Here is a 25,444-nt window from a genome sequence, read left to right on the forward strand (position 1 = left end):
CACGCAACCTTTCCCTCAGATTTGCGCGAATATGGCGGGTTCACAGGAGCAGCAGAAGTCGATCTTGCCCTACCAGCTGTGGTCAAGTGATTGCAGGTCAGGGACGTGGGTCCGCTTCAGGCCCTGAGCAGACCTTCGGCCACTGGGAGCCAGCCCTGCTCCGGCCCAGTCGCCCCGCCTGGCCCGTGCGGCGTCCCAAATTTGGTCACTCCCCCTCCGCATCCCCCCGCCCCCGGAACCGCGGCAATCCCGCGCAGCCCGCCCCCCTGTCCCTCGGCCGCCGGCCGTGCTAACCCGCCCCCAACCCGCCACGGCGGATCGCGAGGAAAGGACCCCCGACATGCTCTCAGGCTCGCTGATCTCCATCGGTCTCCTGCTCGTTCATGTCGTGCTGATCGGGACCGTGATCTACATCATCCGCGTCATCCGCGAGCCGGAGAACTAAGCGCCCCGCCGCCCCCGCGCCCTGCCGCGCCCGGCCCGTCTCGCGCGCCGTCCCCGGCGCCGGTGGACTGCGGTGCCAAAACGGTGCGAAAGCGGTGTAAAGGCGGTATGGTTCAACCATTGAACCATCTCCCCGCACCGCGCCAGCTTTTCTCAATATTTCCAGTGCCTTGCGGCCCGCCCGTTGCGCCCGTGCGCCATCTTGCGCACGGTCCTTTGCAAACCTATCCTGCAAAGACTGCAAACCGGGGGACCCGCCCATGCCCGCCCAGAAGCTCTACGCCGGCACCACCCTGCGCGAGACGCGCACGGGCCTCGGCCTCACCCAGCGGGCCTTTGCCGAAAAGCTCGGCATTTCATTGCCTTACCTGAACCAAATGGAGAACAACCACCGCCCGCTCTCCGCCGCGGTGGTGCTGGCGCTGGCGGCCGAGTTCGGCTTCGACGTGACAGAGCTGACCACCGGCGACCCGGAGCGCCTCGTGACCGATATGAGAGAAGCCCTTGCGGATCCGGTCTTCCAGGCTACAACACCTGGTATCGCCGACCTACGGCTGACCGCCTCGAACGCCCCCGCGCTGGCCCGCGCCTTCCTCCATCTCCACCGCGCCTACCGCCAGACCCACGAGCGCCTCGCCTCCCTCGACGAGGCGCTCGGCCGCGACGACGCCCAGCCCTCCCCGTGGGAGGAGGTCCGCGATTTCTTCCACTACTGCGACAACTACATCGACGCCGTCGACCGCGCCGCCGAACGGGTCGCGCCCCCCGGCGAGGACCCGGCGGAGGCTGCCCGCAAGGCCTTGGAATCCCGGGGAATAACCCTGGCCCAGGGCGACGCGGCAGAGCTGCGCGCCTATGATCCCGTGCGCCGCACCCTGACCCTGTCGGCCCGCGCCGCGCCCGCCACGCGGCGCTTCCAGCTTCTCCACCAGCTCGCGCTCCTGACCCAGGACGAGCTTCTGGAGGCGACGCTGGACCTCGCCCGCTTCCAGACCGAGACCGCCCGCGCCATCGCCAAGATCGGCATGGCCAACTACTTCGCCGGCGCGGCGCTGCTGCCCTATCGCCCCTTCCTCGCCGCCGCGCAGGAGATGCGCCACGACCTCGAACGCCTCGCCGACCGCTTCGGTGCCTCGATCGAACAGGTGGCCCACCGCCTGTCCACCCTGCAACGCCCTGGTGCGAAAGGGATTCCCTTCTTCTTCGTCCGCGTCGACCAGGCCGGAACGATCACCAAGCGCCACTCCGCCACGCGGCTGCAATTCGCCCGCTTCGGCGGCGGCTGCCCGCTCTGGAACGTCCATGCCGCCTTCGAGACCCCGGGCCGCTTCCTGCGCCAACTGGCCGAGACGCCGGACGGCATCCGCTACCTCTGCCTCGCCCGCGACATCTCCAAGCCCGGCGGCAGTTTCCACGCCCGGACCCGCCGCTACGCCATCGGTCTGGGCTGCGAGATCGCCCATGCGCGGGAACTGGTCTATTCCGACGGGCTGGACCTCGGCGGCGGGTTCGAACCGATCGGGATCTCCTGCCGGATCTGCGAGCGGCCGGATTGCCACCAGCGCTCCGTCCCGCCGCTGGAGCGGCGCCTGAGGATCGAGGCCGACCGCCGCGGCCTCCTGCCCTACGAGATCGGCTGAGCGCAACGAAAAACCGCCCGGCGCAGGCCGGGCGGTCGGTTCATGTCATGGGCAGGCCGGCGCGGCTCAGACCGCCTGCAGCATCCGCCGGATCTCGTCCTTCAGGGCAAGGCGGCGGCGGCGCAGCTCCTCCTCATGGGCCTCGTCGGTCGGGGCCAGGCGGGTCTCGGCCTCATGGACCGCCTCGTTGACCTCTTCGTACTCCGCCACCAGCCGGGCGAAATGCGCGTCGCGGCCCTTCAGGGCATGCAGCTTGGCGGCATCCTCGGGAAACTCTTCCGTCAAATCATGCGGTTTCATCTGGGCCAGGTCCTTTTCCAGTCGCGTCGGGGGAAGGCTATCGCCCGCCACCCGACGCGGCCTTGACCCCGATCAAATCCGCCGCCGCGCCGCCGTTATCTCTGGCTCTCCTGCCAGTGCGGATTGACCCAGGGCTCGTCGTTCGAGGGCGCCAGCATCCCGCGCCCCAGCACGTGGTCCGCCGCCTTCTCGCCCACCATGATCGAGGGGCCGTTGAGGTTGCCGTTGGTGATCCGCGGGAAGACGGAGCTGTCGGCGACGCGCAGCCCCTCCACCCCGATCACCCGGCATTCGGGATCGACCACGGCCATCGGGTCGTCCGCCCGGCCCAGCCGCGCCGTGCCGCAGGGGTGATAGGCGCTTTCGGCATGTTCGCGGATGAAGGCGTCGATCTCGGCATCGCTCTCCACCGCCTTGCCGGGCTGGATCTCGTGCTTGACGAACGGGGCGAAGGCCTCCTGCCCGAAGATCTCCCGCGTCAGCCGGATGCAGGCGCGGAAGTCGATCCAGTCCTGCTCGGTCGACATGTAGTTGAACCGGATGACGGGCGCGTCCTCCGGCCGGGCCGAGCGCAGCGTCACCGCCCCGCGCGAGGGCGAGCGCATCGGGCCGACATGGGCCTGGAAGCCATGCCCCTCTGCCGCCGCCTTGCCGTCGTAGCGCACCGCGATGGGCAGGAAGTGATACTGGATATCCGGGTAATCGATCCCGGCGCGCGAGCGGATGAAGGCGCAGCTTTCGAACTGGTTTGACGCGCCCAGCCCCTTGCCGGTGAACAGCCACTGCGCCCCGATCACCGCCTTGCCGATCAGGTTCCAGTACTTGTAAAGCGTCACCGGCTTCAGCGAGGCATATTGCATATAGATTTCAAGGTGATCCTGCAGGTTCGCGCCCACGCCGGGGCGATCCGCGACAACCTCGATCCCATGCTCCGCCAGGTGCGCCGCCGGGCCGATTCCGGAGAGCATCAGCAGTTTCGGCGTGTTCAGCGAGGAGGCGGCGAGGATCACCTCCGCCCGCGCCCGGATCACCTCGACCGCGCCGCCCCGGCTGACCTCGACGCCCACGGCGCGGCCCTGCTCGATCACCACCTTGCGGGCGAAGGCGCGCACGACCGTCACCTTCCCGGTCTTTAGCGCGGGCTTCAGATAGGCATTGGCGGCGGACCAGCGGCGGCCCTTCCAGATCGTCGCCTCCATCGGGCCGAAGCCCTCCTGCTGGCGGCCGTTGTAATCCGCCGTCACAGGGTAGCCGGCCTCCTTGCCGGCCTCCACGAAGGCATGGAACAGCGGGTTGGTGCGCGGCCCCCGGGTGATGTGGAGCGGCCCGTTCGTGCCGCGCCAGCCCTCGTCCGGCCCGCCGTGCCAGCTTTCCATCCGCTTGTAATAGGGCAGCACGTCGGCGAAGGACCAGCCGGTGGCGCCTGCCTCGGCCCAATGGTCGAAGTCATGCGCATGGCCGCGGACATAGACCATCCCGTTGATCGAGGACGACCCCCCAATCACCTTGCCGCGCGGCGTGGCCAGGCGGCGGTTGCCCAGATGCGGCTCCGGCTCCGACTGATAGCCCCAGTCGTACGTCTTCATGTTCATCGGGTAGGAGAGCGCCGCCGGCATCTGGATGAACGGTCCGGCGTCCGATCCGCCATGCTCGATCACCAGAACCTGCCGCCCCGCCTCGGCAAGGCGATAGGCCATGGCGCACCCGCCGGACCCGGCGCCGACGACGACGTAATCAGCTTCCATCACGCCCCCTCCACGCTCAGCGGGTCGTAAGAGACCATGACATGTTCGGCAAAGGCCGGGCGTTCGGTCAGGCGCCGGTAATAGGCCTCCACCACCGGGCGGGGGCGGCGCGGCACGTCGATGTCGAACCAGCGGTAAAGCACGTGGCCGATGACGATATCGGCAAGCGTGAAGGGTCCGCAGACATGGGCCTTGTCGCCCAGCTGCGCCTCCAGCCGGTCAAGCCGGCCCTCGAACCGCTCCAGCGCCCGGGCCAGCGCCGCCGCGTCCCGGTCCTTCGCCGGCGTGCGCACCCGCGACCAGAAGATCGGCCCGGTGAAATCGCCACTGAACGAGGTCTTGCCCCATTCGGCCCACATGTCCACCAGCGCCCGCATCGCGGGATCGGCCGGCCAGAACGCCCCGCCATCGCCGTAGCGCGCCGCGAGGTAGCGCAGGATCGCGCAGCTTTCCCAGACCACCAGCTCGCCATCCCGGATCGTGGGGACGAGGCCATGCGGGTTCATCGCACGGTATTCGGCCGTGTCGAGCCCGCCGTGGGTATGGCCGTAGTCAAGCCGCTCATGGGCCAGCCCCAGCTCGCCGATGCCCCACATCACCGCCTGCACATTCGAGGAGGTGGCCCGCCCGTATACCGTAATCATCTTCCGTCCTTGCCTCGGCCCCTGCGGGCCGTCTTCCCGTCTCGCCCGGCGTGCCCGGCGATCCTCCGGCCCGTCAGCCGGGTACCGCCACGCCCGTGTCGCGGATCCGCGCCGCGGCATAGGCCAGCACCATCTCTGCCGCCTGCCCACGCTCGGCCGGCCGCTCACTCAGCGCCTCGCGGATGTAGACGCCGTCGATCATCGCGCCGATCCCGTCGGCGATCCCGAGCGCCTGCGCCCCCACCAGCGGGCGCAGGCCCGCCATCAGGTTCGAGCGCAGCCGGCTCTGGTAGATGTGCAAAAGCCGCTTCGCCTCCGGCACCGTCTGCGCCAGCACGTAGAAGTTCAGCCAGGCCCCCACCGCCTCGCGCCGGAAACTGCCGGAGGCGAAGGAGCCGCGGATCACCGCCTCCAGCCGCTCGCGCGGGCCGGTCGCGGTTTCCAGCGCGCCGCGCACCTCGGCGCCGTAGAGCGAAAGGACATGACGCATCGCCGCCAGGAACATCTGTTCCTTGTTGCCGAAATAGTGATGTGCCAGCGCCGAGGACATACCTGCCCGCCTTGCGATCTGGCTCACCGTGACGTCCAGAGAGCGTGCAGAGCCGATCTCCGCGATGGTTGCTTGGACCAGCGCGGCCTTTCGGATAGGTTCCATTCCGAGCTTCGGCATCATGCCCTCGCGAAACACTCTTGCCAAACGGGGCTAGCCTGAAGTTTATTGACTCGTCAATCAACAAAAGCAGGGAGCGCTTGATGACATCCTTCCGTTCAGCCCTCATCGCCGCCACGGCGGCCTTGAGTCTCGCCGGTCCGGCCCTCGGCGCGGGCTGCGACAAGATCACCTTCTCCGATGTCGGCTGGACCGACATCACCTCCACCACCGCCGTGACGACCTACATGCTGAAGGCGCTCGGCTATAAGACCGACATCAAGGTGCTGTCGGTGCCGATCACCTACACCTCGATGGCCAAGGGCGACGTCGATGTCTTCCTGGGCAACTGGATGCCGTCGATGGAACCGAACATCGCGCCCTACACCAAGGCCGGCACGGTCGACACCGTGCGCGCCAACCTGACCGGCGCGAAATACACGCTGGCCACCAACAAGTACGGCGCCGCCATCGGCATCAAGAGCTATTCCGACCTCGCCGGCCACGCCAAGGCGCTCGACGACAAGATCTACGGCATCGAGCCGGGCAACGACGGCAACGCGATCATCCTGAAGATGATCAAGGCGAACTTCGACAACATGAAGAATTTCCACCTCGTCGAAAGCTCGGAACAGGGCATGCTCGCCCAGGTCGCCCGCCTGACCAAGCAGAAGAAGCCGATCGTCTTCCTCGGCTGGGCGCCGCACCCGATGAACACCAAGTTCCAGCTGACCTACCTGCCGGGCGGCGAGAAATACTTCGGCGGTGATTCGACCGTCTACACCAACACCCGCGCCGGTTACGTGAAGGACTGCCCGAACGTCGGCCAGCTTCTGAAGAACCTCGTCTTCACCCTGCCGATGGAGAACCAGATCATGGGCTACATCCTCGACGACGGGATGAAGCCGCAGGCGGCGGCGGTGAAATGGCTGAAGGCCAACCCGAACGCCATCAAGCCCTGGCTCGCAGGCGTGAAGACCAAGGACGGCGGCGATGCCGTCGCCGCGGTCGACAAGGCGCTGAAGATGTAATCGGTCTGTGTGACCGACGACGGGCCCCGGCCACAGCCGGGGCCCGAACTTTCCACGAATGGTTGACATTCGCCCCGGGGACACCGTTCCCTGAAGCGGATAAGGGCGTGCGCGAGGCGCCGCCGCCATGACCGCAGGGCCCGGCCGGGGGGACGCCGGCGCGGCCCCGCAAGCGAGGCTGAAGGGGGCCGGCGCAGAGCAATGCTCAACTGGGTAACCGACTACAAGATCCCTGTCGGCGATGTGGCAAGCGCCGTCGTCGATTGGGTGCAGGGCCATCTCGGCTGGCTACTGAACGGCCTGTCGGACGTGATGAGCACGGCCATCAACATCATCGAATGGCTGCTGCAGACGCCGCCGCCGATCGTCATCGTCATCGCCTTCGTGGCGCTGACCTGGGGGCTGCAACGCTCTTGGAAGACCTGTCTTCTGGTCTTCCTCGGGCTGCTCTTCATCCTCAACCAGGGCTACTGGCAGGAGACGACGCAAAGCCTGACGCTGGTGCTCGCCGCCTGCATCGTGTGCATGGGGATCGGCGTGCCGATCGGCATCTATGCCGCGCACCGGCCCGCGGTCTACCGCGCCATCGCCCCGATCCTCGACCTGATGCAGACGCTGCCGACCTTCGTCTACCTCGTTCCCACCATCGTCTTCTTCGGGATCGGCATGGTGCCGGGCCTGCTTGCCACGGTGATCTTCGTGCTGCCCGCCCCGATCCGGATGACCCAGCTCGGCGTCGCCGAAACCCCGGCCGCGCTGATCGAGGCGGCCGAGGCCTTCGGCGCCACCTCCCGCCAGAAGCTCTGGAAGGTGGAGCTGCCCTACGCCTTTCCGCAGATCATGGTCGGTCTGAACCAGACCATCATGCTCTCGCTCTCCATGGTGGTGATCTCGGCGCTGGTCGGCGCCGACGGGCTCGGCGTGCCGGTGGTGCGCGCGCTCGGTTCGGTCAACACCGCGCTCGGCTTCGAATCGGGCTTCGTCATCGTCGTCGTGGCGATCCTTCTCGACCGCATGCTGAGGGTGAGCCGAAAATGAGCCAAGCAAATCCAGTCCCCGCCGTCGAATTCGACAATGTCTCCATCGTCTTCGGCGACAAGCCGAAGTCCGCCCTGCCGCTCATGGACGAGATGAAGACCCGCTCCGAGGTGCAGCAGGCGACCGACCAGGTGCTGGGCGTCCACAACTGCTCGCTCACCGTCGACACCGGCGAGATCCTGGTGCTGATGGGCCTGTCGGGCTCCGGCAAATCGACCCTGCTGCGCGCGGTCAACGGGCTGAACCCGGTGGTGCGCGGCGAGGTCCGCGTGCACGACGGCGACCGCATGGTCTCCGTCACCAATGCCGACACGGCTACCCTGCGCCGCCTGCGGCTTACCCGCATCGCAATGGTCTTCCAGCAGTTCGGCCTGCTCCCCTGGCGCTCGGTGCGCGAGAACGTGGGCCTCGGGCTGGAACTCGCCGGCATGAAACCGGCAGAGCGGCGCCAGAAGGTCGACGCCCAGCTGGAGCTTGTCGGCCTCTCGCAATGGGCCGAGCGCCGGGTGGGAGAGCTCTCCGGCGGGATGCAGCAGCGCGTCGGCCTCGCCCGCGCCTTCGCCACCGACGCGCCGATCCTGCTGATGGACGAGCCGTTCTCCGCCCTCGACCCGCTGATCCGCACCCGGCTGCAGGACGAGCTGATGGCGCTTCAGGAAAAGCTCAAGCGCACCATCGTCTTCGTCAGCCACGACCTCGACGAGGCGTTCAAGATCGGCAACCGCATCGCGCTGATGGAAGGCGGTCGGATCGTCCAGTGCGGCACCGCGCGGCAGATCTTCCAGAACCCCTCCTCCGATTACGTCGCCGATTTCGTGGCGCACATGAACCCGCTGGGCGTACTGACCGCGCGCGACGCGATGCAGCCGCTCAGCGGCACGCCCGAGATCACCGTCGCGGCAGAAGAGACGATCCAGGCGGTGATGGAGCGTGTGCAGGGCTCCGCCCATCCCGTGGGCGTGGAAGACGGCGGCCAGATCATCGGCGAGGTGACGCGCGACAGCGTGCTGGCCCGCATCCTCGACCCCACCGGCGGGCGCACGGGCTGACGCCCGGCCGGGGGGCTTCCCCCGGCCCCCGCAGGATATTCCCCGACTGCATATGGCGGCCCCGCGGCGATCACGGACGCGTGATATTGGCCGTGATCCGTGCTATCCTGCGGTCTGCGCGCCCCGACCATAGCGCCGCGATTTCGCGCGGCAGCTCCGGGCCTGTCGGACAACCTGAAACGGGGCGCGCCCGAGCCGGCCCGGATTGCGGGAGGATATCCGATGGCGTTCTACCTGTACCAGTTGAGCTATACGCCCGAGGCCATGAAGGCGATGATCTCCCATCCCTCGGACCGCCGTGCGGCGGCCGAGAAAATCATCTCCGCCGTGGGCGGCAAGCTGCATAACATGTTCTTCGCAATGGGAACCTGGGACGTGATCTGCCTGATCGAGGGCAAGGACGACATGTCGGCGGCCGCCTCCGCCATGGTCGTCGGCGCCTCCGGCACGGTGGCCAGCGCCTCGACGGTCAAGCTGCTGACGATGGAGGAGGCTGCGGCGGCGATGAAGCTCGCCCATTCGGTGGCCGCCAGCTACAAGGCGCCGATGAACTGACCCGTCAGACTTCGGTCGCCCCCACCGGCGGGGTGATGCCCCGCCGGTTCAGCACCGCCTCGCGCCAGGTGATGAAGGCGATGGCGGAAATGATCAGCAGCCCGCCCCCGATGACGTAGACATCGACCGGCTCGGCGAAAAAGATCACCCCCAGAAGCGTGCCCCAGAGAAGCTGCAGAAAGGTCACCGGCTGGGTCACCGTCACCGGCGCCAGCCGGAAGGCGTGGGTCATGCAGAGATGGCCCATCGTCGCGAAGCCGGCGGTGACGAACAGAAGCCCCACCTCGCCCATCGTCGGCGCCCGCCAGACCGCGATCGCGAAGGGCGCAAGGCAGATCGTCACCCAGATCGAGAGCATGGCCACGATCACCGGCGGCGCGGCGAAGCTCGTCAGCTTCTTCGCCGTCAGGTAAGAGCCCGCGAACAGCACCGCGACGAAAAGCATCGCCGTCTCGCCCGGGCCGACGGCCTGGATCCCCGGGCGCAGGATGATCAGCACGCCGAGCATCGCCACCACCACGGCAGCGATGCGGCGGAAGGCCAGCCGCTCGCCCAGGAAGATCGCCGCGCCGACCGTGACGAGCACGGGCGACAGGTAGTTGATCGCCTGCACCTCGGCGATCGGGATCCGCGCCATGGCGAAGAACCAAAGGATGACCGCCAGCGCATGCATCAGCCCGCGCCCGGCGAAAAGCCCCAGCTGGCGCGGCGTGATCCGGGCGCGCAGCAGCGGCCGCAACATCGGGATCAGGAAGACGAGGCCCAGAACGTAGCGCAGAAACGCCCCCTCCGCCGCGGGCAGCGCCGTGCCGAGGTATTTGACGATGCCGTTGACCGCGATGAACGAAAGCCCCGAAGCCAGCATCCAGAGCGCGCCGGCTACCGGCCGGTCGGCAGAGGGCCCGGCGGCAGGTCCGGCGGCGGGAATCGGGGTCTTGCTCATATCTTGGTCGCTCCGGTCGGCGGGGTGACGCGGCGGTTCAGCACCGCCTCGCGCCAGGTCATGAAGGCGATGGCGGCGATGATCATCGCCCCGCCGATCACCACCCAGATGTCCACCGGCTCGCCGAACATCACCGCGCCCATGGCGATCCCGAACGGCAGCTGCAGGAAGGTCACCGGCTGGGTGACGGTCACCGGCGCCAGCTTGAAGGCCTGGGTCATGGCGTAATGCCCGAGGCTGGCGAAGCCCGCCGTCACCGCGAGCCAGGCCACCACCGCCAGCGGCGGCGCGACCCAGGCCGCGATGGCCATCGGCGACAGCCAGATCGTCACCCAGATCGACATCATCGCCACGATCACGCCGGGCGCCACGGTCTCGGTCAGCCGCTTGGCGACGAGATAGGACCCGGCGAAGAAGAAGGCCACGGCGACCAGCGCCACCTCGCCCAGGCTGACCGCGGCGAAGCCGGGCCTGAGGATCACCCCCACGCCGAGGATCGCCACCACCACGGCGGCGATGCGCCTCAGCGCCAGCCGCTCGCCCAGGAAGATCGCCGCACCTACCGTGACCAGCACGGGAGAGAGGTAGCCGATCGCCTGCACCTCGGCGATCGGCACCGTCGCCATGCCGTAGAACCACAGCCCCACGCCGCCGGCATGCAGCAGCCCGCGCCCGGCGAAGAGCTTCATCGCCCGCGCCGAGGGCCGCTGGCGCAGCAGCGGCCGCAGCGTCGGCAACAGGATCAGGCTGCCAAAGGAATACCGCAGGAACGCCGCCTCGGCCGCCGGGATCGTGGTCCCGATGTATTTCACGATGGCATTGACGCCCAGAAAGGCCACGCCGGAGAGAACCATCCAAAGCGCGCCGGCGGCCGGCCGGTCCGCCGGTTGAGGTATCACCGCTGCAGTCATGGGGGCGACCTGACAGCATCACCCGGACGATGGCAAGGCCGCCCGGCCGCCCTTTCTGCGCGCGCATGGCTGCCATGCGCGTGACGCGGGTCTCAGGGCGGAAACGCAGAGGCCGGAAGGCCCCGGCGGGCCGGGGCTCAGAGCGCCTCGGCCACCTCGTCGGGAATGTCGAAGTTGCCGGTCACGTTCTGGACGTCGTCGTCGTCCTCCAGCGTGTCGATCAGCTTCATCAGCTTCTGCGCCGTCTCGGCATCGACCTCGGTCCGGGTCTGCGGCTTCCAGATCAGCTTCGCCGTCTCGCTTTCGCCAAGGCTCGCCTCGAGCGCGGTGGAGACCTCGTTCAGATCGGTATCGGCGCAATAGATCCAGTGACCGTCCTCGTCGCTCTCGACGTCATCGGCGCCGGCCTCGATGGCGGCCATCATCACGGTGTCGGCGTCGCCAGCCTCGGGCTTGTAGGTGATCTCGCCCACCCGGTCGAACATGAAGGCGACCGAACCGGTCTCGCCCAGGTTGCCGCCGCATTTGGCGAAATAGCTGCGCACGTTGGAGGCGGTGCGGTTGCGGTTGTCGGTCATCGCCTCGACGATGATGGCGATCCCGCCGGGCCCGTAGCCCTCGTAACGGATCTCGTCATAGCTTTCCGCATCGCCGCCGATCGCCTTCTTGATGGCGCGGTCGATCACGTCCTTCGGCATCGACTGGCCCTTGGCTTCCTTCACCGCAAGGCGCAGGCGCGGGTTCTTCTCGGGATCCGGGTCGCCCATTTTGGCGGCCACCGTGATTTCCTTGGAGAGCTTGGAAAAGAGCTTCGACCGGGCGGCGTCCTGCCGGCCCTTGCGATGCTGGATATTGGCCCATTTCGAATGGCCTGCCATGTCCGTCTCCGTCGTCACATTCCGGGATGCGCGCCTCTATAGGACGAAGCGCAGCAGGCCTGCAAGCTCCCCGTCAGTGGGTAAGGCGTTGCTGCGGGGGAGAGACGAAGACATGGTGGGTGCCCCGCGCGTCCGTCACCCGCACCTCGCCCCCCGGGGCCAGCAGGCCCTTCGCGCCGACGGCCCCGAAAAGCTCGACCAGCAGCCCCTGCAGCAGGTTGCGATGCGGGTCCATCCGCACCTCGTAGGGCAGCGCCTGCCCGCAGCCCTGAAGCGTGCCGGACCAGCCGCGCGCGGGCGCCTGCCCGGCGGGCCGCGGGCCGGTGCAGATCTCGCCATTGCTCAGCGTGACGGTCAGCCGGTCCTGGCTCAGCCGCGCCGCCGTGGGGACGGGCGTGGTCAGCCCCGCGCAGGCGGCGGCGAGAACGGGAAGCAGAAGGAACGCAAGGCGCATCGGATCACCCCAGGGGCCAGAAGACGGGAACGAGCAGGCTGACGACCACCGCCATCACAAGGCTCAGCGGCAGGCCAAAGCGCATATAGTCGGTGAACTTGTAGCCGCCAGGGCCGTAGACGAGCGTATTCGTCTGATAGCCGATCGGCGTGCCGAAGCTGGCGGAGGAGGCGAACATGACCGTCACCACGATCGGCCGCGGGTCGATGTGCAGCGCATGACCAAGCCCGATGGCGATCGGCGTCAGGATCAGCGCGACGGCGTTGTTGGTGACAAGCTCCGTCATCAGCCAGGCGACGAAGAAGACCGCGAAGATCACCAGATGCGCCGGAAGCTGCGCCAGCGCCGGCGTCACCGCCTGCACGATCAGCCGCGCCGCGCCCGAATGCTCCAGCCCCGCGCCCACGCCGAGCATGCCGAAGATCATCGCCAGAAGCCGGCCCTCGATCGCACCGAAGGCCTCGTCGGCGTCGATCGCCCGGCTCAGAAGCACCACAGCCACCCCGATCGCGGCAAGGATCACGATCGGCGCCAGATCGAACGCCGACAGTAGCACCACGCCCGCCAGCACTCCGATCACCAGGGGCGCATGGCGGCGGCGATAGGCCCGCTCGCGCGGCCGGCCGATGTCGACCAGCTCCATGTCGGCCGCCAGCCGCTGGATATCGGCCATCGCCCCTTCCAGAAGCAGCGTGTCGCCGACGCGCACGACCAGATCGTCAAGCTGTCGCCCGATGTTCTGGTTTCTCCGATGCACGGCCAGCGGGTAGACCCCGTAACGCCGGCGCAGACGCATGGTGCCCAGCGATCGCCCCACCATCAGGCAGCCGGGCGAGATCAGCACCTCGACCGTCGTTGTCTGGACGGAGGAGAGCTTGTCGACCGGCTGCACCTCCTTGCTCGACTGCAGGCCCAGAAGCTCCGCCATCGGCGTGCGCAGCACCACCCGGTCGCCCGCCTCCAGCGTCACCGCTGCAAGGTCGCGGCGCAGCGAGGCGTCGCCGCGCAGGACGTCGATCACCCGCACCGTCTCGCGCTTGAAGATCTCCACCTCGTCCGGCTTCTTCCCGATCAGGCTGGAGCCCTCCGGCACCGCCACCTCGGTAAAGAACTTCGCCCGGCTGCGGTCGCCCAGCAGCGCGCTCATCGAGGCGCGCTCGGGCAAGAAGCGCGAGAAGAGCGCCAGGTAGGTCATCCCCACCGCGGCATAGACGATGCCCAGCGGCGTGATCTCGAACAGCGTGAACGGCCGCATGTGCGCCTGCCGCACCACCCCGTCCACCAGCAGGTTGGTCGAGGTCCCCAGAAGCGAGATCGTGCCGCCGAAGATGGTCAGGAAACTCAGCGGGATCATGAGCTTGGAGGGCGAGACGCCAAGCGCGCGCGCCAGCTGCATGAAGACCGGGATCATCACGATCACGACCGGGGTGTTGTTGACGAAGGCCGAGACGACCACCACCCCCACCGAAAGCACCACCAGCGTGGTCTTCGGCCGGGACTGGATCTGCTGGCTGGCGAGCTGCGTCACCCATTCCAGTGCCCCGGTCCTGACCAGGGCGCCGACGATGATGAAGAGCGCCGCGATGGTCCAGGGCGCCTCGTTCGACAGGACCGACAGCGCGGTCTTCTGCGGCAGGATCCCCAGCACGATCATCACCACGGCGCCGGAGATCGCGACCACCTCGACCGGGTAGCTTTCGCGGACGAACATCACCAGCATCACGAGGACGATCGAGATCGCGGCGATGGCCGCAGGCGTGCCGGTCAGGTCGATGCCGAACATGGGGCGCCTTTCAGATCGATTCGACCGATGGTTCCCCAGCCCGCGCCGGCTGGCAAGCCTCCGCGGCCCCGCGCGGCTGCACCAGCGCCAGACCGCACAGCATCAGGGCAAGCGCCGCCCAGACCCACGAAGAAAACCGCTCTCCCAGAAGCACCATCGACCACAGCACGCCGGCGCCGGTCACAAGATAGGAAACCTGCGCGGCAAAAACCGATCCCGCCCGCCCGATCAGCCAGACATAGCTGGCATAGACCAGCGCGCTGATCGCGGCAGAGGCCATCAGCGCGTAATCCGGCGCCCCCCAGGGCGGCAGCGGGTCGATCCACTGGCCCGAGATCAGCCCCATCGGCACGGCGATGCAGATCCCGATCAACGAGGCCCCGAACAGAAGCTGGATCGGGTCGAGCCCCATCGTTCCCCATTTCCCGACGATATTGCTCTCGAGCGCATAGAAGGCCGGCGCGACCAGCGCGACCGGCAGCCAGATCGCCATGCCCGGCCCCGGCAGGCTCGCCCCCGGCAGGGCGATCAGCGCCACCCCCGCCAGCCCGCAGAGCAGCCCGCCCAGCCGGGCGAACCCGAACCGGTCGGTCCTGAGGGCGAGCGCGATCGGAAAGGCCAGCATCGGCACCGAGGACAGCAGGATCGCCACCACCCCCGCCGGCAGGTGCCGGACCGCCACGAAAGAGGCCGTGTTGGGCAGGATCGAGCCCACAAGAGAGATCGCGAGGCAGATCCGCCAGGACCGTCCCCGCGGCAGCCTCCGCCCGGTCACAAGCATCAGCGTGCCCAGAACGCAGGAGCCGATCACCAGCTGCCAGACGATCAGCCCGAAAGGCCCGTAGCCGGTCGAGACGGCGATCTTGGCGAAGGGCACGGTGGCCCCCCACCCGATCCCCTGCGCCAGCAGGATCGCGTAGGGCGCCGCGCGCGCGCCCCTCGGGCCCGGCCCCGGGCTTCTCATGGCGCGCTGTCCTGCAGCCGTCCGCCGTTGCGCACCATCGCGACGCGCTTGGCGCGCCCGGTGCGGTCGTCGGTCTCGACATAGACGCCGGACAGCGTGACCGCGCCGCGGGCCGGCTCGAAGCGCGTCTTCGGCATGCCGGTGATGAAGCGGCGCATCGGCTCGGTCTTTTCCATGCCGATGACCGAATCGTAATCCCCGCACATGCCCGCGTCCGTCAGATAGGCCGTGCCGCCCGGCAGGACCTGCGCATCGCCGGTCGGCACATGGGTATGGGTCCCCACGACCAGGCTCGCGCGCCCGTCGCACCAATGGCCCATGGCCATCTTCTCGCTCGTCGCCTCGGCATGGAAATCGACGATGCTGGCCTGCGCCAGCCCGCCCAGGGGATGGGTCTTGAGAACCTGGTCCAGGGCGGAGAACGGATCGTCGAAGGGCCGCTTCATGAAGACCTGGCCCAGCGCCTGCGTCACCAGCACCTTGCGCCCGCCCGTCGCGGTGAAAAGACGCGCGCCCTTGCCGGGCGCCTGCTTGGAGAAGTTCAGCGGGCGCAGTATGCGCGGCTCGCTCTCGATGAACTGCAGCATGTCCTTCTGGTCGAAGGCATGATCGCCAAGCGTCAGGCAATCCGCCCCCGCCTGAAGCAGCGCCTTGGCGTGCTCCGGCGTCAGCCCCATCCCGCCGGTCGCGTTCTCTCCGTTGACCACGACGAAGTCGAGGCCCCAGTCCGTCCGCATCTTCGCCAGCCGCTCGACAATCGCCGCCCGGCCGGCGCGGCCCACAACATCGCCCAGGAAAAGAATTTTCATGGCCCGCAGGATTAGGGGGCCGGAGAGGCTCGGGCAAGCGGAAACGGCGGCGGGGTGGCAGGCACCCCGAGGCGCACGCCTTAGGCGCGACGAACGTCCGCCTCGGTCACCACCAGGTCAAGCGGCTGGTCGGTCGGCTCCAGCGGCAGATCCGCCATTTCCTGCGCCGAGAAGGCGAAGCCTATGGCGAGCGTCGGACGCCTGGCGCGCAGGCCCTCCAGCGTCCGGTCGTAGAAGCCGCCGCCGTAGCCCAGGCGGTAAAGCCGCGCATCGAAGGCCACCAGCGGCACGATCAGGACCTCCGGCTCCAGCCAGTCGCCCGCCTCCGGGATCAGCGCGCCGAAATCGCCGGCGACCATCCGCGCCCCCGGGGTCCAGCGCCGAAAGCGAAGCGGGCGGCCCGGCCCTTCGATCACCGGCACACAGACCGGGCCGTCATGCGCGGCCATCGCGGGCAACGGGTCGATCTCCGTCCGCATTGGCATATAGCCCGCAAGCACCTTGCCAGCCTGCGCCGCCAGCACCTCGGAAAGCCGCGCGGCGGCATCGCCCTGCCCGGCGGCAAAGGCCGCCTTGCGCGCGGCGAAGGCGGATTTGCGGGCGGCGGCCTTGGCCTCGGGCAGGCTCACAGCAGCACCATCCCGGCAAGCCAGAGGAAGGAGAAGAAGCCCACGACATCGGTCACCGTCGTCACGAAGGCGCCCGAAGCCAGCGCCGGATCGAAGCCCATCTTTTCAAGGCCCAGCGGGATCAGCAGCCCCGCCAGCGCGGCGGCGAAGAGGTTGATCACCATCGCCATGCCGATCACCAGCCCGATCAGCGGTTGGCCGAACCAGAAATAGGCGATGATCCCCATGATCACCGCGAAGAAGGCGCCGTTGGCCAGCCCCTGCGCGATCTCGCGCCAGATCACCCGCAGGGCGTTCGACCGTGTCAGGCTCTTCGTCGCCAGCGCCCGCACCGCCACGGCAAGCCCCTGCGTCGCGGCGTTGCCGCCCTGCGAGGCCACGATCGGCGCCAGCACCGCCAGCGCCACGATCTTCTGGATCGTGCCTTCGAAGAGCGAGATCACGCCGGAGGCGAGGATCGCCGTCAGCAGGTTCACGAAGAGCCAGGGGAAGCGCTGCTTGGTCACCTCGATCCAGTTGTCGGTGATCGAGCCCTCGCCCACACCGGCGAGGCGCAGGATGTCCTCCTCGTGCTCCTCGTCCAGCACGTTCATCGCGTCGTCGATGGTGATGACGCCGACCAGCCGGTCCGCCTCGTCCACCACCGGCATCGAGATCAGATGGTACTGGTTGAAGAGGTAGGCGACCTCGCGCTCCTCCTCGGTGGCGCGGATGGTGCGGAAAACCTCCTCGGCGAGGTCCTTCAGCTTCGCCGTCCGCTTGGCCGACAGGATCCGGCCAAGCGTCACGTTCCCGATCGGCCGCATCCGGGGGTCGACGAGGATAACATGGTAGAACTGGTCCGGCAGCCATTCGGCCGAGCGCAGGAAGTCGATCGTCTGGCCCACGGTCCAGTCTTCCGCCGCCGTCACCGTCTCGCGCTGCATCAGGCGGCCGGCGGAATATTCCGGATAGCCCATCGCCTGTTCGACGGCGACCCGGTCGGCATCCTCCAGCGCGCCGAGGATGAACTCCTGCTGCGGCTCCTCCAGGTCCTCGAGGATGTCGACGACATCGTCCGACTCGAGTTCCCGCACCGCCTCGGTCAGGACCTCCGGCGGCAGCGCCTCGATCACCTCCTCGCGGATCGACTCGTCGAGCTCGGAGAGGATCTCGCCGTCGATCTCCCGCGACCACAGCCGCAGAAGGTCGCGCCGCTCGGCCCCGCTGATCTGCTCCAGAAGGTCGGCGATGTCGGCCGGGTGCAGCGGATCGATCAGCGTGTTCAGCTGGGCCGTGTCGCCCGCCTCCACCGCCTCGCGGATCGCCTCGAAGCGTCGTGAGTCGAGGGCAGGCGGTTCCTCGCCATGGACCTCTTCAGCGATCGCCTCGTCGGTCATGCGCACGCCCTCCGCCGGAAATTGGCCGGACCCTAGCCGAAAGTCTTTCGGGGAAACAGAGGCAATGGGGAAATTTACCCCGGCCGACAAACTGCCTAGAGTGCGCGGGTTTTGAGCAATGGAGACGCCGATGGCGGAGCTGATCCTGGGCCAGACCCTCGCCTTCACGGCGGACCCGTTTGCCCACGGGCCCGAGGCCGCAAGGCATGAAGCGAAGGGCGCCATCCTCGTGGAAGATGGCCGCATCGCCGATCTTGGCCCCGCGGACAGGCTGCGCGCCGCGCATCCGCAGGCGAAGGTCACGGATTGCGGCTCCGCGCTGCTCTCGGCGGGTTTCATCGACGCCCATGCGCATTACCCGCAGACCGCGATGATCGCCTCCTGGGGCAAGCGGCTGATCGACTGGCTGATGAGCTACACCTTCCCGGAAGAGATGCGGTTTTCCGATCCCGCCTATGCCGCCACTATCGCGCGGCGCTACTTCGACCTCACGCTGTCCTACGGCACGACGACGGTCTGTTCCTTCGGCACGATCCACCCCGACAGTGTCGAGGCCTATTTCACCGAGGCCCGGGCCCGCGGCCTGCGCGCGCTGACCGGCAAGACCTGCATGGACCGCGACACCGCGCCCGAGGGCCTGCGCGACACCGCCCGTTCCGCCTACGACGACAGCAAGCGCCTGCTGGAGAAATGGCACGGGGTCGACCGGCTCTCCTATGTCATCACCCCGCGTTTCTCGCCCACCTCCACGCCAGAGCAGCTCGCAGCCCTGGGCGCGCTCTGGGCCGAGCACCCGGACTGCCTCATGCAGACCCATCTCTCCGAACAGACGGACGAGGTCGCCTGGGTGAAGTCGCTCTACCCCGAGGCGCGCGACTACCTCGACACCTACGAGAAATTCGGCCTGCTCGGCCCCGGCGGCCTCTACGGCCACGCCATCCACCTCGAGCCGCGCGAGATCGAGCGGCTCAAGGAAGTCGACGCGAGCCTCATCCACTGCCCGACCTCCAACACCTTCATCGGCTCGGGCATCTTCGACATGGGCGGGCTAACCGCAGCGGGCCACCGCGTGGGGCTTGCCACCGACACCGGCGGCGGCTCCTCCTTCTCCATGCTGCGCACCATGGCCGCGGCCTACGAGCTGGCCCAGCTCCGCCACCGCGCGCTCCACCCGGCGGAGCTCTGGTGGCTCGCCACCCAGGGGTCGGCCCGCGCGCTCAGGCTCGACGACCGCATCGGCAACCTCGCCCCGGGGATGGAGGCCGACATCATCGCGCTCGACCTCGCGTCCACCCCCGCCATCGCCCAGGCCAGCGCCCGGGCAGAGACGGTCTGGCAGGCGCTCTTCCCGACCATCATGATGGGCGACGACCGCGCGGTGAAGGCCGTCTGGGTCGGCGGCAGGAAGGTCGGCGCCCCGGCCTGAGGCCTCCCCCCGCCCGCGCCGCCCTCTCGTGAGTATTTGACCCAAGGAAAGGCCATCGACCTTGGCCTTTCCTTGGCTAGAATACTCCCGCCGGAGGCGCCCCGCCTCCCCGACGGAGGTGGTCCATGCCCAGCACCGACGGCTATGCCGAGGCCGCCGCCACGCTTCTCGCCGATTACGAGGCGATGCGGTTCGAGGCGATCCACGCCGGCATCCTCGACCTTCTGCCCGAACCGCCCGCCGAGGTGCTCGACATCGGCGCCGGCAGCGGGCGCGATGCGGGCTGGCTCGCCGCGCAGGGCTACCGCGTGACGGCGGCGGAGCCGGTCGCCGAGATGCGCGAGGGCGCACGCCGCCTGCACCCCTCGCCCGCGATCCGCTGGTGCGACGACGCGCTGCCGGAACTGCCAGCGCTCTCGCTCGGGCGCACCCGCTTCGACCTGATCCTGATGACGGCGGTCTTCATGCACCTGGATGCAGAGGAGCGCGCGGCGGCGCTGCCCGTCCTCGCGGGCCTTCTCGCCCCCGGCGGGCGGCTGATCCTGTCGCTGCGCCACGGCCCCGTTCCCGCCGACCGCCAGATGTTCGAGGTGGGCGCAGAGGAGATCCGCGCGCTCGCCGCCGCTGCGGGCCTCGGCGTGATCCGCGAGCGGACGGAAGCGCCCGCCCTGCCCCGCAATGTCGCCGCCGGGGTCCGCTGGACGCGAATCGCGCTGGCCCGGCCGGACGCCGCCTGACGGGGGTTGCGCGAAGCAGCAGGGCACCGTCCCGGAATACGGTGCTTTAACGGTGCGAAAGCGGTGCGGAAACGGTGCCCCGCAGGTCAGCCCATCAGCCGCCGGACCAGCACATTGGCCCGGTCCACGGTGCGCTCCAGGTCGATCGTCCGGACCGCCCCGCCGGCGACCACCTGTCGCCCCTCCACGAAGAGATCGCGCACCCGCATCGGCCCGGCCAGCAGCAGGGCCACCGGGTCCCAGCTCCCCGCGCTCTCGATGCCGGAGACATCCCAGACCGCCACATCCGCGCGCTTGCCGGGTTCCAGCGCCCCGCAGTCGTCGCGGCCCAGCACCCGGGCGCCGCCCAGCGTCGCGATCTCCAGCGCCTCGCGCGCGGCCATCGCGTCGGCCCCGCCCGCAACCCTTTGAAGCAAAAGCATTTGTCGCGCTTCCGCGATCAGGTTCCCCTGGTCGTTGGAGGCCGAGCCGTCAACGCCCAGCCCGACCTTCACGCCCCGGTCCCGCATCGCCCGCACCGGCGCGATCCCCGATCCCAGCCGGCAGTTCGAGCAGGGGCAATGCGCCACGCCAGTGCCGCTGCGGGCGAACAGATCGATCTCCCCCGCGTCGAGCTTCACGCAATGCGCATGCCAGACATCCGCGCCCGTCCAGCCCAGATCCTCGGCATATTGTCCCGGCCGGCAGCCGAAATTCTCCCGGCTGTAAAGAATATCCTCATCGTTTTCAGCCAGATGGGTATGCAGCATCACCCCCTTGTTCCGCGCCAGCAGGGCCGCATCCCGCATCAGCTCGCGGCTGACCGAGAATGGCGAACAGGGCGCAACGCCCACCCGCACCATCGCCCCGGGGCGTGGGTCGTGGAAGGCGTCGATGACGCGGATGCAATCCTCCAGGATCGCCGGCTCCGCCTCGACAAGGCTGTCCGGCGGCAGCCCGCCCGCGCTTTCGCCGATCGACATCGCGCCGCGGGTCGGATGGAACCTCAGCCCGATCTCGCCCGCCGCCGCGATCGTGTCATCGAGCCGCGCGCCGTTCGGGAAAATATAGAGATGGTCAGAGGTTAGCGTGCACCCCGTCAAGGCCAGCTCGGCCAGCCCGATGAGGGTGGAGACATGCATCTCCTCCGGCCCGAACCGCGCCCAGATCGGGTATAGCGTCTTCAGCCAGCCGAAGAGCAGCGCATCCTGCCCGCCCGGCACCGCCCGCGTCAGCGTCTGGTAAAGATGGTGATGGGTGTTGACGAGACCCGGCGTGACGACGCAACCCCGCGCCTCGATGACCTCGCCCCGGCTCTGTAGCCCCTGCCCAACCGCCGCGATGCAGCCATCCCGGATCAGCACGTCGCCTCCGGCGATCTCCGCCCGGCCGGCATCCATGGTGACAACGCAATCCGCGCCGCGGATCAAGACTTCCTTCATAGAATGCTCCCACAGTCCTCCCCTTCGGTCCGTGGGATCCGGCCGACAGAAGGGGAAAGGACTCGGCCAGCCGCGACAATATCAAATCACACCGACCAGGCAATGCCACCGCAGCCCGGGATCAACCCCATGTTTCTTATTGGAAAATATAATGACCCGCCGGGGGCGTCTCGCCCCCACCCGTCGCCCGCCGGATCAGGGCGCGCGCGACAGGATCTCCAGCGCCGCGGCGTGGATCTCGGGATTGGCCGCCGCCAGCACCCGGCCGCCGCCATGGGCCGGCCCGCCGCGCCAGTCGGTCACGATCCCGCCCGCCGCCTGGATCACCGCGATCGGGGCGTGGACGTCATAGGGCTGCAGCCCGGCCTCGACGACGAGGTCGATCTGCCCCGCCGCGATCAGCGCGTAGGCGTAGCAATCCGTGCCGTAGCGCGTCAGCCGCACCTTTGCCGAAAGCGCGCGGAAGGCCGCGCCCTCCTCAGCGGTGCCGACCTCGGGGAAGGTGGTGAAAAGGATGGCCTCGCCAAGCGCCCGCGGCGCCCGCGCCTTCAGCGCCCGCCGGCCGAGCGGCCCGTCGACCCGCGCCTCGCCCAGCCCGCCGAGGAAGCGCTCGCCGATATAGGGCTGATCGATCACGCCCAGCCGCGGCCCGTCGGCGTCGGAAAGCGCAACCAGAACGCCCCAGGTCGGCGTGCCCGAAAGGTAGCCGCGCGTGCCGTCGATCGGGTCCAGAACCCAGGTCAGCCCGCTCCGGGTTTGGACCGGACCCATCTCTTCGCCGAGGATGCCGTCCTGCGGCCGCCGTTCCGCGATCAGCGCACGCATCGCCGCCTCCGCGGCGCGGTCCGCGACCGTCACCGGATCGAAGCGCTCGGTTTCCTTGCTGTCGGCACTCAGGCCCTCGGTCCGGAAATGGCGCAGGGTGGCACCCCGTGCCACCTCGGCCAGTTCCTCGGCCAGGGCGATCAGCCCGGCGCGATCCGTATCGGGAATATGGGTCATCTGGCGCCCCCGGCTTGCCGCCCCCACGCGGTAGCCGTCGGCGGGACGCCGGTCAAGGACCGGCAGCCGTCAGGCTGCGTCGGACAGCACGCGGGCCAAGTCGAACAGCCGGCGGCGCTGCTGCTCCGGGATCGCGTAGTAGGACCGCACCAGCTCCAGCGCTTCCTTGTCGGCGAGGATGTCGCCCTCGACCACCGGTTGCACGTCGCGCTCGGTGCCCAGGCCCTCGAAGAAGAAGCTGATCGGCACGCCCACCGCATCCGCGATGTCCCACAGGCGGGAGGCGCTGACGCGGTTCATGCCGGTCTCGTACTTCTGGATCTGCTGGAACTTGATGCCAACCTTGTCGGCCAGCTGCTGCTGGGTCATGCCGATCATCCAGCGGCGGTGGCGGATACGCTTGCCCACATGGGCGTCTACGGGGTGCTTCATTCAAACTTCTCCAAAGCGGATATTCGTCTGCATACCAACTAATGAAGCAATTTTCGTGCCAAATCCAATACCATCGCCCGGTTAGCAGATTTTTAACCTTTTTTGACCAATGCCTTGTCCTTTAGGATAGGCCGAATCGCACCCGCCCGGGGCGGGAAAACGGGGCTGCTAGATACACCTTTGCGGAGAGTAACACGCGCGTGATCGACCACCCCTATGCAATCCAGCAATCTTCGCATTTTGCAAATATTCCGAAACCCGTATCCTTTGCGATTCGCAAAGATCGCCGCCGGAACGGCTTCGCCTGAAGGCTTCGATCGCCGCGTCCGGCGCCTCCGCCGGCCTGACCCGGCCTGATCCGGCCTATTCCGCGGCAAGCACCTGGGCCGGGCCGTCGCTATAGGCGCAGCGCAGCTGGGCGGCCAGGGCCTCGGCCACCCGGCCGGCACCCGCGCCACGGGTATACATCGCGATGCGGATGCGGCCGAGGTCGGGCAGCGCGTTTCCGCCCTCGATCACGGCGCAGCCCTGCGGCACCGCCCATCGCAGCCGCGCCGTCACCGCAAGATCGGCCGCCGCCGTCGCCCCCATGACCTCGCAATTACGCCCGGAGGAGCCCATCTCCCAGGCGATCCCGGCCTGCTCCAGCGCGGCGAGCGCCAGAGGGCGGAAGATGCACTGCTCCTCGAGCGCCAGCCGCAGCGGGCGTTGTTGCCAGGCGCAGCCGCCCTCTGCGCCGACCCAGACCAGGTCGCATTCGGTCAGCACCTCGGCCGCGGGGTCGGGGCGATCCTCGGTGGTCAGGATCACATCGTATTCGCCCTTGGCGAAGCCCTCGCGCAGGCCGTTGGTGTAGTTCGAGATCAGCGTGATGCGGGTGCGCGGAAACTCCCGCGCCAGCCGCTTCAGAACGCCCGGGATATGCGGATAGACGATGTCATCGGGTACGCCGAGGCGCAGCTCGCCGCAGCACGCCTCGTCGCTCAGCCGCGCCAGCAGTTCATCGTTCAGCGCCAGCATCCGGCGGGCGTAGCTGAGCACCTGCTCGCCCTCCCCGCTCATCGTCAGCTTGCGCCCGCCGCGATGGAAAAGCGCCCGCCCCATCGCCTCCTCCAGCCGCTTGACCTGCATAGAGACGGCCGATTGCGTCAGGTTCAGAACCCCCGCCGCCTTGGTCACCCCGCCGCATTCGGCCACGGCGACGAAGGCGCGCAGGGCGGTCATGTCGAGGTTGCGGGCCATATCGCGACTCCTGATCGGTCACGTCATAAACATTCGTTTTACAAATGAACCGCAAAAGCCGATCTGGATCAAGCATGGAAATGAAGTGAAGGCCAGTCATCACGGATCGGAAAGGATACTCCCGATGTTCGCCGCTCTCACCCGCCCCCGCCCCGGCCCGATTGCCCGGTTTTTTGCCCGCCGCCGGATGCGGCGCGAGCTGGCCCATATGGCCAGCCTGGAGGATCGCCTGCTGAGCGACGTGGGCCTGACCCGCGAAACGGCGCGCGAAATCCAGCTGCCGAAATGGGACGCCCCGGCGCATTGGCGCGTATGAAACGCCGATCAAGTCATTGTTTCTTGTCGCGAAGTCCGTTTTCGGCATCGCCTGCTTGAAATGTCTCGCCAGCTTCCCGATATTGCCAGACAAGAGGTGTCGCCCGAAGGGCGGTGCCTTTCAGGAACGCAATGAGGAGGCGTCAGATGGCAGACTATGAGACGATCCGCACCAGCCGCGCCGGCGCGCGCGGCGTGCAGATCGACGAGGGCCTGCGGGCCCATATGAACAAGGTCTATGGGCTGATGTCGGGGGCCATGGCGGTCACCGCGGTCGTCGCCTACGGGGTCGGCACAAATCCGGCGCTGCTGCAGGCGATCTTCGGCTCGCCGCTGCGCTGGGTCGTGATGTTCGCACCGCTGGTCGTGGTCTTCGGCTTCGGCGCGATGGTGAACCGGCTTTCGCTCGGCACCGCGCAGGGGATTTTCTTCCTCTTCGCCGCGCTGATGGGCCTGTCGCTCAGCTTCATCTTCGCCGTCTATACCGGCATCTCGATCGCGCAGACCTTCCTGGTAACCGCGATCTCCTTCGCGGGGCTCAGCCTTTACGGCTACACCACGAAGCGCGACCTGACGGGCATGGGCACCTTCCTGATGATGGGGGTGATCGGGCTCGTGGTGGCGATGCTGGTCAACATCTTCCTGCAGTCGGCGGCGGTGACCTTCGCGGTCTCGGTCCTCGGCGTTCTGATCTTCGCCGGCCTGACCGCCTACGACACCCAGAACATCAAGTCGATGTATCTCCAGATGGCCCATTCGGGCGACAAGGAATGGCTCGGCAAGTCCGCCATCATGGGCGCGCTGCAGCTCTACCTCGACTTCATCAACATGTTCATGTTCCTGCTGCAGTTCATGGGCAACCGCAACTGATCCGATCATTGGTCGACGGATTGGGGGCCGGTGGGAAACCACCGGCCCGTTTCGTTTTCGGGGGGGCAGCCCACGCATCCCGGCTCAAGCAGGGCGCGTGCCTGCCCGCGGGGTGGCGCCTCGGGGCATCAGAGCTTCGCCATTTATGGTCGCC

26 protein-coding genes are annotated in these 25,444 nt (G+C 68.2%); 9 read left to right on the top strand and 17 right to left on the bottom strand.

The features are described from left to right. Positions 1 to 704 precede the first annotated feature (704 nt). Positions 705 to 2,084: a helix-turn-helix domain-containing protein gene (locus EIP85_RS03995; RefSeq protein ID WP_127900871.1), complete on the top strand. Its 1,380-nt coding sequence runs from the start codon at positions 705 to 707 to the stop codon at positions 2,082 to 2,084. A 66-nt stretch (positions 2,085 to 2,150) separates the two neighbouring features. Here the strand turns inward: EIP85_RS03995 and EIP85_RS04000 are convergent, their stop codons facing one another. The 4 genes from EIP85_RS04000 to betI form a co-directional block, all read right to left on the bottom strand. Next, a complete protein-coding gene (locus tag EIP85_RS04000) occupies positions 2,151 to 2,384 on the bottom strand; it encodes an HP1242/YdcH family protein (RefSeq protein ID WP_127900872.1) in 234 nt (77 codons plus the stop codon). Between the two features lie 95 nt (positions 2,385 to 2,479). Beyond that, complete coding sequence (gene betA / locus EIP85_RS04005) at positions 2,480 to 4,129, bottom strand: choline dehydrogenase (protein WP_127900873.1); 1,650 nt, start codon at positions 4,127 to 4,129, stop codon at positions 2,480 to 2,482. Next, a complete protein-coding gene (locus EIP85_RS04010) occupies positions 4,129 to 4,773 on the bottom strand; it encodes a glutathione S-transferase family protein (protein WP_127900874.1) in 645 nt (214 codons plus the stop codon). Before EIP85_RS04010 ends, betA begins: the two co-directional genes overlap by 1 nt. A gap of 73 nt (positions 4,774 to 4,846) precedes the next feature. Further along, the gene (gene betI / locus EIP85_RS04015; RefSeq protein WP_164871636.1) at positions 4,847 to 5,428 is read right to left on the bottom strand and encodes a choline-binding transcriptional repressor BetI; all 582 of its coding nucleotides are present in this window, start codon (positions 5,426 to 5,428) and stop codon (positions 4,847 to 4,849) included. 98 nt (positions 5,429 to 5,526) lie between these two features. On the opposite strand from betI, the gene choX reads away from it, so the two are divergent. From choX to EIP85_RS04035, 4 genes are all read left to right on the top strand, one after another. Further along, positions 5,527 to 6,453, top strand: coding sequence for a choline ABC transporter substrate-binding protein (choX, locus tag EIP85_RS04020; RefSeq protein WP_127900876.1), 927 nt, complete (start codon positions 5,527 to 5,529; stop codon positions 6,451 to 6,453). A 201-nt stretch (positions 6,454 to 6,654) separates the two neighbouring features. After that, positions 6,655 to 7,491: a choline ABC transporter permease subunit gene (gene choW, locus EIP85_RS04025; RefSeq protein WP_127900877.1), complete on the top strand. Its 837-nt coding sequence runs from the start codon at positions 6,655 to 6,657 to the stop codon at positions 7,489 to 7,491. After that, positions 7,488 to 8,540, top strand: a complete 1,053-nt coding sequence (choV, locus tag EIP85_RS04030; RefSeq protein WP_127900878.1) for a choline ABC transporter ATP-binding protein — start codon at positions 7,488 to 7,490, stop codon at positions 8,538 to 8,540. The genes choW and choV overlap by 4 nt, the downstream gene beginning before the upstream one ends. A 222-nt stretch (positions 8,541 to 8,762) precedes the next feature. Next, entirely contained in the window at positions 8,763 to 9,095 is a 333-nt protein-coding gene (locus tag EIP85_RS04035) for a GYD domain-containing protein (protein ID WP_127900879.1), read from the top strand. A gap of 4 nt (positions 9,096 to 9,099) precedes the next feature. Here the strand turns inward: EIP85_RS04035 and EIP85_RS04040 are convergent, their stop codons facing one another. The 9 genes from EIP85_RS04040 to mgtE form a co-directional block, all read right to left on the bottom strand. Further along, entirely contained in the window at positions 9,100 to 10,038 is a 939-nt protein-coding gene (locus EIP85_RS04040; RefSeq protein WP_241559884.1) for a DMT family transporter, read from the bottom strand. Continuing rightward, positions 10,035 to 10,949 carry a DMT family transporter gene (locus tag EIP85_RS04045; RefSeq protein WP_127900880.1) on the bottom strand — a complete coding sequence of 305 codons (915 nt, stop codon included), beginning with the start codon at positions 10,947 to 10,949 and terminating at the stop codon, positions 10,035 to 10,037. Before EIP85_RS04045 ends, EIP85_RS04040 begins: the two co-directional genes overlap by 4 nt. 137 nt (positions 10,950 to 11,086) lie before the next feature. Next, positions 11,087 to 11,827, bottom strand: a complete 741-nt coding sequence (locus tag EIP85_RS04050; protein ID WP_127900881.1) for a YebC/PmpR family DNA-binding transcriptional regulator — start codon at positions 11,825 to 11,827, stop codon at positions 11,087 to 11,089. A 73-nt stretch (positions 11,828 to 11,900) separates the two neighbouring features. Next, positions 11,901 to 12,281, bottom strand: a complete 381-nt coding sequence (locus EIP85_RS04055; RefSeq protein ID WP_127900882.1) for a hypothetical protein — start codon at positions 12,279 to 12,281, stop codon at positions 11,901 to 11,903. 4 nt (positions 12,282 to 12,285) lie between these two features. Next, positions 12,286 to 14,064, bottom strand: coding sequence for an SLC13 family permease (locus EIP85_RS04060; protein WP_127900883.1), 1,779 nt, complete (start codon positions 14,062 to 14,064; stop codon positions 12,286 to 12,288). Between the two features lie 10 nt (positions 14,065 to 14,074). Beyond that, on the bottom strand, positions 14,075 to 15,028 hold the full coding sequence (locus EIP85_RS04065) for a DMT family transporter (protein ID WP_127900884.1): 954 nt from the start codon (positions 15,026 to 15,028) through the stop codon (positions 14,075 to 14,077). Next, complete coding sequence (locus tag EIP85_RS04070; protein ID WP_127900885.1) at positions 15,025 to 15,837, bottom strand: TIGR00282 family metallophosphoesterase; 813 nt, start codon at positions 15,835 to 15,837, stop codon at positions 15,025 to 15,027. Before EIP85_RS04070 ends, EIP85_RS04065 begins: the two co-directional genes overlap by 4 nt. Positions 15,838 to 15,917: 80 nt before the next feature. Continuing rightward, the gene (locus EIP85_RS04075) at positions 15,918 to 16,466 is read right to left on the bottom strand and encodes a 5-formyltetrahydrofolate cyclo-ligase (RefSeq protein ID WP_127900886.1); all 549 of its coding nucleotides are present in this window, start codon (positions 16,464 to 16,466) and stop codon (positions 15,918 to 15,920) included. Continuing rightward, positions 16,463 to 17,845 (bottom strand): magnesium transporter, encoded by a 1,383-nt coding sequence (gene mgtE, locus EIP85_RS04080; protein ID WP_127900887.1) that lies wholly within the window; start codon positions 17,843 to 17,845, stop codon positions 16,463 to 16,465. Before mgtE ends, EIP85_RS04075 begins: the two co-directional genes overlap by 4 nt. A gap of 130 nt (positions 17,846 to 17,975) precedes the next feature. Here mgtE and guaD point away from each other — a divergent pair, with 130 nt between their 5' ends. After that, entirely contained in the window at positions 17,976 to 19,271 is a 1,296-nt protein-coding gene (guaD, locus tag EIP85_RS04085; RefSeq protein ID WP_127900888.1) for a guanine deaminase, read from the top strand. A gap of 125 nt (positions 19,272 to 19,396) precedes the next feature. Continuing rightward, positions 19,397 to 20,008, top strand: coding sequence for a class I SAM-dependent methyltransferase (locus EIP85_RS04090; RefSeq protein WP_127900889.1), 612 nt, complete (start codon positions 19,397 to 19,399; stop codon positions 20,006 to 20,008). 86 nt (positions 20,009 to 20,094) lie between these two features. On the opposite strand, the gene EIP85_RS04095 is transcribed toward EIP85_RS04090, so the two are convergent. From EIP85_RS04095 to EIP85_RS04110, 4 genes are all read right to left on the bottom strand, one after another. Then, positions 20,095 to 21,429 (bottom strand): 8-oxoguanine deaminase, encoded by a 1,335-nt coding sequence (locus tag EIP85_RS04095; RefSeq protein ID WP_127900890.1) that lies wholly within the window; start codon positions 21,427 to 21,429, stop codon positions 20,095 to 20,097. A gap of 195 nt (positions 21,430 to 21,624) precedes the next feature. Further along, the gene (hisN, locus tag EIP85_RS04100; RefSeq protein ID WP_127900891.1) at positions 21,625 to 22,431 is read right to left on the bottom strand and encodes a histidinol-phosphatase; all 807 of its coding nucleotides are present in this window, start codon (positions 22,429 to 22,431) and stop codon (positions 21,625 to 21,627) included. 69 nt (positions 22,432 to 22,500) lie between these two features. After that, positions 22,501 to 22,863: a helix-turn-helix domain-containing protein gene (locus EIP85_RS04105; RefSeq protein ID WP_127900892.1), complete on the bottom strand. Its 363-nt coding sequence runs from the start codon at positions 22,861 to 22,863 to the stop codon at positions 22,501 to 22,503. Between the two features lie 363 nt (positions 22,864 to 23,226). After that, on the bottom strand, positions 23,227 to 24,105 hold the full coding sequence (locus tag EIP85_RS04110; RefSeq protein WP_127900893.1) for a LysR family transcriptional regulator: 879 nt from the start codon (positions 24,103 to 24,105) through the stop codon (positions 23,227 to 23,229). Between the two features lie 124 nt (positions 24,106 to 24,229). Between EIP85_RS04110 and EIP85_RS04115 the strand changes: the two genes are divergently transcribed. Together EIP85_RS04115 and EIP85_RS04120 are read left to right on the top strand one after the other, a co-directional pair. Further along, positions 24,230 to 24,421, top strand: a complete 192-nt coding sequence (locus EIP85_RS04115) for a hypothetical protein (protein ID WP_241559885.1) — start codon at positions 24,230 to 24,232, stop codon at positions 24,419 to 24,421. Positions 24,422 to 24,567: 146 nt separating this feature from the next. Beyond that, entirely contained in the window at positions 24,568 to 25,290 is a 723-nt protein-coding gene (locus EIP85_RS04120) for a Bax inhibitor-1/YccA family protein (RefSeq protein ID WP_127900894.1), read from the top strand. Positions 25,291 to 25,444: the final 154 nt, after the last annotated feature.

The organism is Solirhodobacter olei, assembly GCF_004010155.1.
Taxonomy (GTDB): Bacteria; Pseudomonadota; Alphaproteobacteria; order Rhodobacterales; family Rhodobacteraceae; genus Solirhodobacter; species Solirhodobacter olei.